The sequence below is a fragment of the Mesorhizobium sp. 1M-11 genome (assembly GCF_001303895.1).
GTDB lineage: Bacteria > Pseudomonadota > Alphaproteobacteria > Rhizobiales > Rhizobiaceae > Mesorhizobium.
This window is the reverse complement of sequence record NZ_LJSD01000067.1, coordinates 1-13,394: the sequence shown is the minus strand read 5'-3', so window position 1 is coordinate 13,394 and position 13,394 is coordinate 1. Positions and strand designations below refer to the sequence as shown.

Annotated in this window: 12 protein-coding genes and 1 pseudogene; 8 read left to right on the top strand and 5 right to left on the bottom strand. The window is 61.6% G+C overall.

Annotated elements, in window-relative coordinates; genetic code table 11:
* The first annotated feature begins 183 nt into the window (after window positions 1–183).
* Together AO692_RS27385 and AO692_RS27380 are read left to right on the top strand one after the other, a co-directional pair.
* Window positions 184–822 carry a class I SAM-dependent methyltransferase gene (locus AO692_RS27385; RefSeq protein ID WP_054313222.1) on the top strand — a complete coding sequence of 213 codons (639 nt, stop codon included), beginning with the start codon at window positions 184–186 and terminating at the stop codon, window positions 820–822.
* A gap of 322 nt (window positions 823–1,144) precedes the next feature.
* On the top strand, window positions 1,145–2,521 hold the full coding sequence (locus tag AO692_RS27380) for an OFA family MFS transporter (protein WP_054313221.1): 1,377 nt from the start codon (window positions 1,145–1,147) through the stop codon (window positions 2,519–2,521).
* 176 nt (window positions 2,522–2,697) lie between these two features.
* Here the strand turns inward: AO692_RS27380 and AO692_RS27375 are convergent, their stop codons facing one another.
* Together AO692_RS27375 and AO692_RS27370 are read right to left on the bottom strand one after the other, a co-directional pair.
* On the bottom strand, window positions 2,698–3,192 hold the full coding sequence (locus AO692_RS27375; RefSeq protein ID WP_054313220.1) for a GNAT family N-acetyltransferase: 495 nt from the start codon (window positions 3,190–3,192) through the stop codon (window positions 2,698–2,700).
* Window positions 3,189–3,956, bottom strand: coding sequence for a copper homeostasis protein CutC (locus AO692_RS27370; RefSeq protein WP_244483508.1), 768 nt, complete (start codon window positions 3,954–3,956; stop codon window positions 3,189–3,191). The genes AO692_RS27375 and AO692_RS27370 overlap by 4 nt, the downstream gene beginning before the upstream one ends.
* Window positions 3,957–4,377: 421 nt before the next feature.
* Between AO692_RS27370 and AO692_RS27365 the strand changes: the two genes are divergently transcribed.
* From AO692_RS27365 to msuE, 5 genes are read left to right on the top strand one after another with little or no spacing between them, the layout of a single operon-like run.
* The gene (locus AO692_RS27365) at window positions 4,378–5,388 is read left to right on the top strand and encodes an ABC transporter substrate-binding protein (RefSeq protein ID WP_054313219.1); all 1,011 of its coding nucleotides are present in this window, start codon (window positions 4,378–4,380) and stop codon (window positions 5,386–5,388) included.
* Between the two features lie 55 nt (window positions 5,389–5,443).
* Window positions 5,444–6,232 carry an ABC transporter ATP-binding protein gene (locus AO692_RS27360; RefSeq protein ID WP_054313218.1) on the top strand — a complete coding sequence of 263 codons (789 nt, stop codon included), beginning with the start codon at window positions 5,444–5,446 and terminating at the stop codon, window positions 6,230–6,232.
* Window positions 6,229–7,083 carry an ABC transporter permease subunit gene (locus AO692_RS27355; protein WP_054313217.1) on the top strand — a complete coding sequence of 285 codons (855 nt, stop codon included), beginning with the start codon at window positions 6,229–6,231 and terminating at the stop codon, window positions 7,081–7,083. Before AO692_RS27360 ends, AO692_RS27355 begins: the two co-directional genes overlap by 4 nt.
* Window positions 7,084–7,118: 35 nt before the next feature.
* Window positions 7,119–8,270, top strand: coding sequence for an FMNH2-dependent alkanesulfonate monooxygenase (gene ssuD, locus AO692_RS27350; protein ID WP_054313216.1), 1,152 nt, complete (start codon window positions 7,119–7,121; stop codon window positions 8,268–8,270).
* Window positions 8,271–8,298: 28 nt separating this feature from the next.
* A complete protein-coding gene (gene msuE, locus AO692_RS27345; protein WP_054313215.1) occupies window positions 8,299–8,859 on the top strand; it encodes an FMN reductase in 561 nt (186 codons plus the stop codon).
* 27 nt (window positions 8,860–8,886) lie between these two features.
* Here msuE and dusA read toward each other — a convergent pair whose 3' ends face one another.
* Entirely contained in the window at window positions 8,887–9,876 is a 990-nt protein-coding gene (gene dusA / locus AO692_RS27340) for a tRNA dihydrouridine(20/20a) synthase DusA (RefSeq protein WP_054313214.1), read from the bottom strand.
* Between the two features lie 134 nt (window positions 9,877–10,010).
* On the opposite strand from dusA, the gene AO692_RS27335 reads away from it, so the two are divergent.
* Entirely contained in the window at window positions 10,011–10,985 is a 975-nt protein-coding gene (locus AO692_RS27335) for a site-specific integrase (protein ID WP_152979988.1), read from the top strand.
* Window positions 10,986–11,051: 66 nt separating this feature from the next.
* Here the strand turns inward: AO692_RS27335 and istB are convergent, their stop codons facing one another.
* Window positions 11,052–11,780 (bottom strand): IS21-like element helper ATPase IstB, encoded by a 729-nt coding sequence (gene istB, locus AO692_RS27330; RefSeq protein WP_054308547.1) that lies wholly within the window; start codon window positions 11,778–11,780, stop codon window positions 11,052–11,054.
* A pseudogene (gene istA / locus AO692_RS27325) lies at window positions 11,713–13,279 on the bottom strand (IS21 family transposase). The gene istB and the pseudogene istA overlap by 68 nt, the downstream one beginning before the upstream one ends.
* Between the last annotated feature and the right edge of the window lie 115 nt (window positions 13,280–13,394).

The window sequence follows — 13,394 nt, the reverse complement described above, 5'->3', positions numbered from 1 at the left end:
TCATCCTGAAACCACCATAGCGGTGGCTGTTGTCGGAACGTGTCAGGAGAGTGCGGGTTCATTTGCACCCGTGATCGGCAGTCGGGTTCACCCGTTCCAGGGACGATGATCGCGGCGCAATGTTCGGGTAATGCGAATTGCCTTTGATGGACAGGAGCCGATAGCTGCATGAGGAGCCTTCGCATGAGCGTTGCGAACGACGCCCGCTTCTGGGATCGAAGTTCGCGGGATTATGCCAAATCGGCGATTGCGGATGAGGACGGATACAATCGAACGCTTGAGCGGACACGTTCGCTGCTCAATTCAGACGATCGTGTTCTTGAGCTCGGCTGCGGCACTGGAACCACCGCATTGCGGCTGGCGGGTGGGGTGAGGGGCTATCTGGCGACAGATTTTTCATCGGCCATGATCGCGATCGCCGAGGAAAAACACGCGGCCGCATCCACCTCCGGGCTCGAGTTCCGCACGGCGACCGCCGAAACCCTGGGCGCCGATGTTGGGTGGTTCAACGCTGTTCTCGGCTTCAACTATCTCCATCTTGTACGCGATCTACCGAGCACGTTGCGCTGCATCCACGGCCTGCTCGCTCCAAATGGACTGTTCATCTCCAAGACGCCTTGTCTCGGCGACATGAACCCGCTCATCCGCCTGGTGCTTCTCCCGGCGATGCGTCTCATCGGCAAGGCACCTTATGCGGGCTCCTTCAGCACGAAGGAACTCAGCCTCTGCATCGCACTCGCCGGTTTCGAGGTTCTCATGGTTGAAAACCACGCCGCAAAGGGCAATGACAGGCGCCCCTATATCGTGGCACGCAAGAGATAGGCTGTGTCACCGACCACTGTAGATCAGCTGTCTGCGATACAAGCACAGCCGCAACGCTTCTTATGACCTCATCGCAAAGCGACGAAGCAGAGCCGCTAGCCTGGCACCGCAGGAACAGTTTTCGCGACGGCGGCAGCGTCTCGTTCGGGCATCTGCAGTCCATCCCAGAAATGTTCCTGGTGAAGGATCTGCGTTAAGGCCGAGTGTCCAGCTTCGTATATTAGCAGCGCCGCAATTAGACATTGGTAGTGGTGAGGGCATTCGCCGTTGCTTGCTCGCGTCGCAGTTCTATCCTCCCGGCAACTGAAAAGGGAGGAGAGAGATGCAAGCCAGGACGGAAGCCCCAGGCAGCTGGCTCGACCGAACCCATACCGTCGCGGAACCCGGTTTCAACCGGTGGCTGGTACCGCCAGCGGCTCTTTGCATCCATCTGTGCATCGGTCAGGCTTATGCCTTCAGTGTCTTCAACCTGCCGATGTCGAAGCTGATCGGTATCGCCGAATCCGCGCCGGATGACTGGAAATTGACCAGCCTCGGTTGGATTTTCTCGATCGCCATCGCCTTTCTCGGGATCGCAGCGGCCTTCGGCGGCGGCTGGCTGGACCGGGTCGGGCCACGCAAGGCGATGGCGCTTGCCGCCTGCTGCTTCGGCGGCGGCTTCCTCATATCGGCACTCGGCGTCTATCTGCATCAGCTCTGGATCATCTACCTGGGCTACGGCGTCATCGGCGGCATTGGGCTCGGGCTTGGCTATATCTCGCCTGTCAAGACACTGATCACCTGGTTCCCCGACCGGCCAGGCATGGCGACAGGCATGGCGATCATGGGTTTCGGCGGTGGCGCCTTCATTGCCTCTCCGCTCTCGGTCTATCTGATGAAGCTTTTTTCGACCGAAACCCACGTTGGTGTCGCCGAAACCTTCCTGGTGCTGGGCGTCGTCTATTTCATCTTCATGATGATCGGCGCCACTCTGGTGCGCGTGCCGCCGGATGGCTGGCGGCCAGCAGGCTGGACCCCTCCGGTGAAGCAAAGCGCGATGGTGACAAATGCCAACGTGCATCTCGACGATGCGTTGAAGACGCCACAGTTCTGGCTGCTATGGGGCGTGCTCTGCCTCAACGTCACCGCCGGAATCGGGGTGCTTGGCCAGGCATCGGCAATGAGCCAGGAAATGTTCCCAGGCCGCATTTCGCCGGCAGCAGCGGCAGGTTTTGTCGGCCTCCTGTCGATCTTCAACATGCTGGGCCGCTTCTTCTGGGCATCGACCAGCGATTTCATTGGTCGAAAAACAACTTATGCCATTTTCTTCCTGCTCGGCGTTATCCTGTATGCGGCCGTGCCGTGGACGGGCCAGACCGGCAGCATCTTCTTCTTCGTGCTGTTCTACGGTGTCATCCTGTCGATGTACGGCGGTGGCTTCTCCACCGTACCTGCCTATCTGCGCGACGTGTTCGGCGTTCGTTATGTCGGCGCCATCCACGGTCGTCTGCTGACCGCCTGGTCGGTCGCGGGCGTGCTCGGGCCGGTTTTGGTCAATTATATCCGCCAGTACCAGATCGACAGCGGGGTGGCGAAGGCCGATGCCTACACGGTCACCATGTACATTATGGCGGGCTTGCTCGTTGTCGGCTTTGTGCTCAATCTTTTGATGCGGCCGGTGAACGAACGCTTTCATATGAAAGTCGAACAACCGGCTTGAGGGAGGATGATATGGCCAACGAAACGCAAGGCGGTTCGATCAAGCTGCTGCTCGCCTGGCTGCTGGTCGGCGTCCCGTTGGTATGGGGCTTCTGGATGACATTGGTCAGTGCCTTGCCGCTGTTCCGGTAGCACTTCGAGAGATGAAGCGTAAGCAGTGGCGCTCTATCCCGGATTTCAGCCCTTCAGCTGCTTCGCATAGTAGCGAACGGCTTTCTTGCCGCCATGGATGACGGCTTCGCCGACTTCGCGGAAACCAAGGGCGGCGTGGAAGGCATCCGAGGTCGGATTGGGCGGGTCCAAATTGACCTCGCAGGTGACGATGTCGTGGCCTGCCGCCGCGGCGCGCGCGAACAGGTCTTCGTAGAGCCGGCGCGCGTGACCGCGTCCCCGAGCGCTGGCTGCCACCACGATGCGGTCGACATAGACAAAGCGCGGATAGCGCTCCCGAAACCACAGGAAATTCGGACTGTCGTAGGCGGCTGTCTGGTCGAAGGTCAGCAGGAAAGCCTCGAGATCACCGATGCGGCTTGCCGAGAACGACGTGCCGATCAATGCGGAGAGTTCTTCCGGTTCCAGCCAGGATAGTTCGGCGGCGTTCTCATTGTTGAGAACGAGCACCGCCGCTTCGTCGGCACCCCCGAGGGCCTCGATGGGAAGAGAAATCGTCATGCCCGCGCGGCCCTGATGGTGGCCGCCACAAGCGCCTCGTCGGTAACGGTGTTCCGGTATTCGCGGTCGAGATCTTCACCGCCCATGCCGACATGCGGATTGCGATAGAGCATGCCGCTGGCTTCTTCCCTGAGCGATGCGAAATGCATTTCGGTCAGCCCGGTTTTTGCCCGCACTGCGCCGATGTTGTCGGGATCGAGGGCACCGCTCCCCATGATGATGATGCGGCCGGCTGCTTGCTTGACCAGCGCGGCCAAAAGATCCGCCCCCTCCATGGCCGTTTCGCGCTGGCCGGAGGTGAGGACTCGTCCGACCTTGCAGCGGATCAGGGCTTCGAGCGCCTCGGTCGGGTCGCGTGTCATGTCAAAGGCCCGGTGGCAAGTGACGGCGAGCGGTCCAGCCGCGTCGACAAGGCCGGCCATGCGCTCTTCGTCGATCTCGCCATCGGCGGTGAGGCAGCCGACCACGACGCCGGCGACGCCGAGTTCGCGAAGCGCTGCGACATCGGCCAGCATCGAGCGATACTCGGTCTCGCTGTAGAGGAAGTCACCGCCGCGAGGTCGCACGATGACGTGGAAGGGGATCCTGGCCAGTTCCAGCGCCAGGCGAACCGTACCGAGGCTCGGCGTGATGCCACCCTCCACCAGGCTGGCGCAGAGTTCCACGCGATCGGCGCCCGCGCTCTCGGCGGCGAGAAGGCCATCGATGCCCTCGACGCAGATTTCGATCACTGGGAGTTTCTTCGTCACATCGGGGCTGGCCAAGATCCGTTTCCAGTTCGGTTTGAGAGTGTCGATGCCCTAGCACTGCATGCCGCGGGGAGGAAGCGGGCAGGGCGATGAAATCAAGCTGCCAGTGGACCAGCAATGATCGTTCAAATTTCGACGAGACCCGCTTGGGCGTCCGCGAGAACTCTTCACCGCCGGCCTTCGATCTCTCCGGCGGCGTACCGCATACCGAGGCGAATTACGTCGGATCGTCTTTAGCCGGCCCGGAGCGCACCATTCCCCATGTCGAACCCGGGTTCGGCATTTCGGGGTGTCGTTAGATAGATCGTTCGCATGTGCGGCGACATTCGCAAAAAGCTTTCTAAACTAATTCTACAAATTCAGTAGCGTTTAAGCCGATCAGCGACGTGCGCTGAGTTTCGAGGGCCAAACCTCGATCATGGAAAGGGGTAAACGCATGCGCAAACTCTTCACCGCCGCCCTCGCGGGGCTTTCGCTCGGCGCTTCCGTCTCGCTGGCTTTCGCTGCGGAGGACAAGAAGGTGGTCATCGCCTACCAGACCGGCTCGACCCCATACTTCGTCGGTATCGCCAATGGCGATATCGCTAAGAAGACGGGCTGGGATATCGAATTCCGCCGCTTCAATTCGGGCGCCGACATCTTCGCAGCGATCGCTTCCGGTGCCGTGCAGATCGGTGATGTCGGTTCCAGCCCCTATGCCGCCGCTGTCTCCAAGGGACTGGACGTCAAGGGTTTCTACATCTCCTCCGTCTCGCGCGACGGCGAGGCGCTGGTGGTTCGTCCCGAGATAACATCTCCGAAAGACCTGAAGGGCAAGAAACTGGCGGCAGCGCCGGTTTCCACCGACCACTACCAGCTGCTCGCGGTGCTGAAGCAGGAAGGCATCGCCGAGAAGGATGCCCAGGTCATCGCCATTCCCCAGCCCGAGATCGTCGCGGCCTGGAAGCGCGGCGACATCGACGGTGCCTTCGTCTGGGATCCGGCGCTCTCCGAACTGAAGAAGAACGGCAAGGTGCTGTTGACGGCGGGTGAGGTGGCAGACCGTGGCGCCCCGACCTTCAGCGCGCTGGTCGCGACCGGTGAATTCGCCAAGGAGCATCCCGACTTCCTGACGCAGTATGTGCAGCAGGTGGATGGCTACTTCACCTCCTTCGCCAACGACAAGGCGGCTTGGGGCGCGGATTCGGAAAACATCAAGCTGATCGCCGGCCTGCAAGGCGGTACACCGGCCGACCATGCCGAGCGCATCAAGACGACCGTTGTGCCGCCGCTCGCCGAACAGCTTTCCGACAAGTGGCTGGGCGGTGGTGAAAACAGCGGCGTTGCCAAGATCCTCAAGGATACCGCCGGCTTCCTGAAGGAGCAGCGCAAGATCACTGCCGTGAAGGACGACTACGGCGTCTTCGCAGACCCGCAATACGCCGCGGCTGCCAAGGTCTCCAACTGATGAATTGACAGGCACGGACCGAAAGCGGTTCGTGCCTGGCCTTGAGGGCCTCACCATGCTCCAGATCCGAGACGCCAGCGTTACTTTTCCAGCCTCTGACGGCAGCGCCGTGCATGCGCTTGATCATGTGTCGCTGGATATCGCTCCCGATTCCATCGTCGTTGCGGTCGGCGCATCCGGTTGCGGCAAGTCGACCCTGCTCAATGCCATCGCCGGCTTCCTGCCGTTGACCGAGGGCTCCATTACGCTCGACGGTGAGGAGATCGATCGGCCCGGTGGCGATCGTGGCGTCGTCTTCCAGAAGGACACGCTGCTGCCCTGGGCAAGCGTTGTCGACAACGTCGCGCTGGGGCTGAAGTTTGCCGGCATCTCGAGGACGGTACGGCGCGAGCGCGCTCGCGAACTGCTCGACCTTGTTGGTCTTGTCGATTTCGCTGACAAGCCGCCTTATGAGCTGTCCGGTGGCATGCGTCAGCGTGTCGGTCTGGCGCGTGCCCTGGCGACGGATCCGAAGATCCTGCTCATGGACGAGCCGTTCGGTGCCTTGGACAGCCTGACACGCGAGACCATGCAGCAGTTGCTGGCTTCGGTCTGGGCTCGCACCGGCAAGCAGGTCCTGTTCATCACCCATTCCATCGAGGAAGCGCTGACGCTGGGCACCACCGTAGTGGTGATGTCGCCGCGGCCCGGCCGCATCGTCGCGCGCTTCAAGGCCGGTTTCGTGCGCGAATTCGCCGAGACAGGTGACATCGGCCCGATCCTCTCCAACCCGCACTTCATCGAACTGCGCGAGGAAATCCGCGCGCTCATCCATCGGCCAGCCGGCAAAGGAACCTTGCAATGACGCTTGCCGCAGATCCGCGCGCTGTCTTCACACACGTCCAGCCGGCGGCGCGTCGTCCGCCCGCGAACCGGGCGAGCAAAACGGTATCGTCCGGTACGCTTCTGATAAGCACGATCACCTTGCTGGCGTTGCTCGCTCTGTGGTTTGTCGCGACCCAGCTCGGTTGGGCCACACCGTTGTTCCTGCCGTCGCCGGCGGAGGTGTTGACGCAGTTTCAAGCCGTTGCTCTTGACGGCTATGCTGATGGCACGCTCCTCCAGCACACGTTGGCGAGCCTCGGGCGGATCCTCGTGGCGCTCGGCATCGGTGTGGTGCTTGGCGTTCCGATCGGGTTGCTTATGGGGCTGAACCGCTGGGTACGGGGCACCCTGTCTGTGCCGATCGGGCTCTATTGGGGGCTGCCGCCGCTTGCCTATCTGCCGTTGCTGATCATCTGGCTGGGGATAGGTGAATCCTCCAAGATCGTTCTGCTTTCGCTGTCCACCTTCGCGCCGATCTGCTTTTCGGCGCAGGCCGGCGTGCGCTCGGTGCCGGTCGAGCGCATCAACGCGGCGCTTTCGCTCGGCGCCACGCGGTTGCAGCTCTTCACCAACATCATCCTGCCTTCGGCGTTGCCCGAAATCCTGACCGGCCTGCGCATCGCGGTCGCCGCCGGCCTGTCGTGCCTCGTTGCGGCCGAACTCATCGCCGCCCGTTCCGGGCTTGGCTACATGATCATGTCAGCGGCGAACTTCCTGTCGACCGATGTGGTTTTCGTCGGCCTCATCCTCATTGCAGTCCTGGCTTTCCTGTTCGCCATCGGCATGCGCTGGCTGGAGCGCAAACTGGTGCCCTGGAAGGGCAAGATCTGAACAACCGATACAAGCGATCGCAGAAGGAACATTCCATGTCCAACGCGCCCCTCGACGTCTACTGGTATCTGCCGACCCATGGCGACGGGCCATATCTCGGTACCGACGAGCGGCACCGCCCGGCAACCTTTGGTTATCTCAGAGAAATTGCACAGGCAGCGGACAGGCTCGGTTTCAAGGGTGTGCTTCTTCCAACGGGCACGCGCTGCGAAGATGCCTGGATCACGGCGGCTGCGCTGATCCCGCAGACCGAGCAATTGCGTTTCCTGGTGGCTCTGCGGCCTGGGAGCGGCACGCCTGCGCTGTTTGCGCGCCACGCCGCGACGCTCGACCGTATCTCGAATGGTCGTGTCCTGCTTAACGTTGTCACCGGCGCCGACCCCGCCGACCTTGCTGGCGACGGCAACAAGCTCAATCATGCCGAGCGCTACGCACAGACCGATGAGTTCCTGACGATCTGGCGTGACATGCTTTCGGGTGAGGAGGTGGATTTCGAAGGTCAGTATCTCTCGGCGAAGGGCTCCGACATTTCGTTTCCGCCGGTTCAGAAGCCTTATCCGCCGCTCTGGTTCGGCGGTTCGTCGGATGCCGGCATTGCAATCGCCGCCAAGCATGTCGATGTTTATCTGAGCTGGGGCGAGCCGGTCGATCAACTCGCTGAAAAGCTGGAACGTGTGCGCGTGGCTGCGGCTAGGGAAGGACGCAGCATCCGTTTCGGTTTGCGTATCCATCTCATCGTACGCGAGACCGAAGAAGAGGCCTGGGCCGCAGCGGACCGGTTGATCAGCCATGTCACCGACGAGGTGATCGCCGAGGCGCAGAACAATTTCGTCAACGTTTCGGAATCGGTTGGCCAGAAGCGCATGTCGGCACTGCACCAGGGGCGCCGCGACAAGCTGGTGGTCGGGCCCAATCTATGGGCAGGGCTTGGACTGGTGCGTGGTGGGGCAGGGACCGCGTTGGTCGGCAGCCCCGACAATGTCGCTGCCCGTATCCGCGAATACCAGGCGATCGGCATCGAAACCATCATCGCCTCGGCCTATCCGCATCTGGAAGAGGCTTACAACGTTGCCGAACTGCTGTTCCCCAAGCTCAATCTGCACGGTGAAACCGCGCCGGCACTGCGCGGCTGGGATGTCGAATTCGGGCGCGGTGTGCGCCCCCGCGTTGTCGCCTCGGCATCCTGAGGCGCATTGAAGTAAAGGAGACTATCCCATGACCCGCGCGCGCATTGTCGGCTTTTCCGGCAACATCACCCGGCCGTCCAAAACCTTGGCCTTTGTCGACCACATCGTCCAGGAGATCGGCCGCCGCAACGGTTTGTCGGCAAGAAGCTGGGACATTGAAGACCTTGGCTCCTCGCTTGTCAGCGCGCGCAGGGCGAGCGCGCTGGACGATCCGGCGCAAGCGATCCTGCAGGCGATCACGGAGGCTGATCTGCTTGTGATCGGTTCACCAACGTATAAGGGCAGTTACACTGGTTTGTTCAAGCATTTCTTCGATCTGCTCGACCCGACGGCACTTCGAGGCAAACCGGTGCTCCTGACCGCGACCGGCGGCGGCGACCGTCATGCGCTGATCGTCGAACATCAATTGCGACCACTGTTCGGTTTCTTTGAAGCCTTCGCTCTGCCGACCGCCGTCTATGCCACGGACCGTGATTTCGATAACGGCGTGCCTGTCTCCGAACCGTTGCTGCGGCGGGTAGGGCAAGCGATCGGTGAGGCGGAGACGGTGCTCGGCAGCCGGGCGCCGCTTGCTGTAGCGGCTGAGTAAAGCGCCGCTCGCCACAGCGTTCCACGTCTAGGCGGCCGCCTCGGCGTTGAAATCGATCGAAGCGAATGCCGCTTTCAGTACGTCCGGTCCTGCGCCCGGGCGTGTGGCACCTGTGGACAGGATCTGCCGCCAGCGGCGCGCGCCCGGCAGACCATGGAACAGGCCGACCATGTGGCGCGTGACATGGCCAAGCCGGCCGCCTTGTTCGATGTGGCGCGCCGTATAGCCGGCCATGGTGTCGATCAGCGCGGCAAAGTCGAACGCCGTGGCCTGTTCACCGGACAAGGAGGCATCGACGGAAGCCAGAATGCCAGGCGTGTGGTAGGCGGCCCGGCCGAGCATCGCGCCATCGACATGGTCGAGATGGCCAACGGCATCCTCAACCGACGGGATGCCACCATTGATACCGATGAAACGCTCCAGCAGCCGGGCTTTCAACCGATAGACCCGCTGATAGTCGAGCGGCGGGATGTCTCGGTTTTCCTTCGGGCTCAACCCTTCCAGCCAGGCCTTGCGTGCATGCACCCATAAGGCATCCGCGCCGGCGGCAAAGACGCCATCGGCCAAGGTGTCGAGCGCCGGCTCCGGATCCTGATCGTCAACGCCGATGCGGCATTTGACGGTGACGGGGACTTTCACCGCTGCCTTCATTGCCGCGACACAGTCGGCAACGAGTGCCGGTGTCTTCATCAGGCAGGCGCCGAACGTGCCGGACTGAACGCGATCGGAGGGACAGCCGACGTTGAGGTTGATCTCGTCATAACCGAAATCCTGGCCGATGCGCGCCGCCTCGGCCAGTTTCCGAGGGTCGGATCCGCCAAGTTGCAGCGCGACCGCGTGTTCGACCGCATCGAAACCCAGCAACCGTTCGCGCTGGCCGTGGATGACTGCGTCGGCCACAACCATTTCGGTGTACAGCAACGCACGCCGCGTGAGCTGCCGATGAAAGAAGCGGCAATGACGATCCGTCCAGTCCATCATTGGGGCAATGGCTACGACGGAAGCCTTTGATTTCATTGAATTATCATATAAATTCAATGCGTTGCGCGTGTTCATTTCGATTCCTGCTTTAGCAGCCTTTTTCCCGCTATTGCACGGTTTTTCACACGATAGTACTACATGTCGTACTGAAGCGGAGGCGTGTAGTACCGATGGCGACCATTGCGGCGCGTAAGCGCAAAGACGGAACGACCGGCTATACCGCGCAAATTCTGATAAAGCAAAAAGGCAAAATCGTCTTCCGCGAGGCCAAGACCTTCGATAACCCGCGCGAAGCGAAGGCTTGGGCCGGCTGGAAAGAAACCGAGATGCGCAAGCCCGGCGCGCTCGACGCTGCTGCGGTGCAGACGGCCACGCTTGCCGACGCCATTGACAAGTACATCGGAGCGCACCGCCACATCGGTCGAACCAAAGAGCAGGTTTTAAAAAGCACCAAGACGTACGAAATCGCCAAGATGCGGTGCGACACTATCCGCTCGCCGCAGATTGTCGCCTTCGCCGAAGAACTGGCCGCAGGCGATAGGAAGCCGCAGACCGTAATGAACTACATGTCACACCTACAGGCTGTCTTTCGCGAGGCAAAGCCTGGCTTCGATATCCCTTTGGATTACGAGCAGATGCGGGCCGCGATGATTGTGCTCAACAAGCGCGGCACCACCACCAAGTCGGCGAAACGGGATAGACGCCCTTCGCTAGCTGAGATTGACCTCTTGATGCAGCACTTTGCCGACAGGCAGGTGCGCGCGCCTCACGCTGCACCGATGTGCAAGATTATTGCCTTTGCGCTTTTCTCAACGCGCCGGCAGGAGGAAGTAACCCGTATCCGATGGGTGGACCTCGACGAGGCGCATAGTCGCGTGCTTGTGCGCGACCTAAAGCATCCGGGCCAGAAAATCGGAAATGATGTATGGTGCGACCTGCCGGCCGAGGCGTTGCGCATTATAAAGATCATGCCGCGCACGAAGGCCGAAATTTTCCCGTTTGGCACCGACGCGATATCGGCGGGCTTCACGAGGGCGTGCCAGTTCCTAGAGATTGCCGACCTTCATTTCCATGATGTCAATCGGCCTGGAATGGGGACCCTGGATCGGCGCGCAAAAGGGACCCCTGTAGGGCACCACGGTTAGCGCTCGCCGGGCGAAGCTGGTCTGGGTTGCGCAGGCCGGCGAGCGCGGATCGGCGTTATGGGGTGATCAGGCGCGGTTCTTGAATCGCCAGGATTCGTTTCCGGTCTCGATGATCTCGCAGTGATGGGTGAGCCGGTCGAGCAGCGCCGTCGTCATCTTGGCGTCGCCGAAGACAGCGGGCCATTCGCCGAACGCCAGATTGGTGGTGACGATGATCGAGGTGCGCTCGTAGAGCCTGCTGATCAGGTGGAAGAGCAACTGCCCGCCGGCTTGCGCGAAGGGCAGATAGCCGAGTTCGTCGAGGACGACGAAGTCCAATCGGGTCAGGTAGTCAGCGATACGGCCCTGCTTGCCACCGCGGTGCTCGGTCTCGAGCCGGTTGACGAGATCAACGACATTGAAGAAGCGACCGCGCGTCCCGTTGCGGATGAGGGATCGGGCAAGGGCAATCGCCAGATGTGACTTGCCGGTTCCGGTGCCGCCGATGAGAACGGCGTTACGCTGGTCGGCGACGAAGGTGCCGTTGGCAAGGTCCCTGACCAGCACCTCGTTGACCGGCGTGCCGTCGAAGTCGAACTCCTCGATGTCCTTGGCGATCGGCAGCTTTGCGACGGTGAGCTGGTATTTGATGGAGCGCGCCTGCTTCTCGGCGATCTCGGCCGACAGCAGATCGCCGACGATCCTCGGCGGCTCGTGCTGGCGCTTGATGCCGGTCGCCATAACCTCGTCATAGGCACTGCGCATGCCGTAGAGCTTCAACGTTCCCATCAGATCCAGAACCTGCGTGCGTTCCATCAGCTTGCCCTCCTGAGGCTGTCGTAGCGGGCACAGTCGGCCTGCGGCTCATGGCGCAGGCGAAGAGCGTCCGGGGTGAGAATGGTGATGGCTGGCGCCGGATCGCGCCGCCGCGCCAGAATGTTGATGATGACAGCTGACGAGCAGACGTTCTGGTCGAGCGCCTCTTGGCAGGCGGCCTCCACGGCATCGATCCCGTCGGTCAACACCGCAGCCAGGATCGCCACCATCTGGCGATCACCGTCATCCGAGGACTTCAGTCGGCGCCGGGTCCGCTCCATCGCCGAGGGCAGAACCCAGTCCTGGAACGGCGCGCCATTGCGCAATGCGCCGGGCTTGCGGGCGAGCACGGGGACATAGTGCCAGGGATCGTAAATGGTCTCACCGCGCCCGAACGAACGGGCGTGTTCGGCGACGACAACGCCATCCTGCCGGATGACGATCCTGCTGGCATAGGCCTGGATCTCGACCGGTCGGCCCACGGCAGTCGACAGCACCGAGTATTTGTTGTTGTCGAAGCGCACCGTGCAGGTCTTCGATACCGAGGCGGGGACCGTGTGGAAGCCGTCGAAGGGGCCGCGATACTCGACAAGTTTGCCGCGCTCCTCCTCGAACACCTCCCAGATCGTGCGCTCCGGCTGATCGATATGACGGTGCGTCTTGGTGTAGGCGATGCATTTGTCGAGCAGCCAGGCGTTGAGTTCCTCATAGGATTTGAAGCGCAGCCGCGGCGTGAAGAAGCGCTCGCGCACCAGCCCGACCTGGTTCTCGACTTGACCCTTCTCCCAGCCCGACGCCGGCGTGCAGGCGACCGGCTGCACCAGATAATGGCTGCACATCTGCAGGAAGCGGCGATTGTATTGCCGGTCCTTGCCGACGAATACCGTCTCAACCGCCGTCTTCATGTTGTCGTAGATGCCGCGCGTGCAGGTGCCGCCAAAGAAGGCGAAGGCCCGGTCGTGCGCGTCGAACACCATCTCCTGCGTCTCGCGCGGATAGGCTCTGACGAACATCATGCGGCTGTGGCAAAGCCGGACATGGGCAACCTTCACGGTCACAGTCACGCCATTGATGAGGACGATCTCGTGGCTCCAGTCGAACTGGTAGGCTTCACCCGGCGCGAAGAACAACGGCACATAGGCTTCCGCCGTCGCTGATCCCTGCGCCTTCGCCCAGCTCTTGGCGTATCGGCGAACCGCGTCGTAGCTGCCGTCGTATCCGAGACCGCGGAGCTCCTCAAAGATTCGGATCAGCGTTAGCCGCTCGCGCCCCGCCTTGCCGTGATTGCCACCTAAAAGCCCGTCGAGCTGATCCTGCCAGGGGCCGATCTTTGGCATCGGCTGATGCTCACGCTCGTAACGGAACTCCGTCGCGTTCGACCGCAGCACCTTCCGGACAACCTTCCGCGATATCCTCAACTCGCGGCAGATCTCCTTGATCGACTTCCCCTGGACCAGCGAAAGCCGACGTATCTTCGCAATCGTCTCCACAACCAACATCCAAAACAAATGCCCCCGATGAAACCGAAGGCAGTGTGACAACCCTGCGTTACAGGGGTCCTTTTTGGACGCCGGTCACCCCTGAAACGGGGTCCTTATTCCACGCCGAAACACA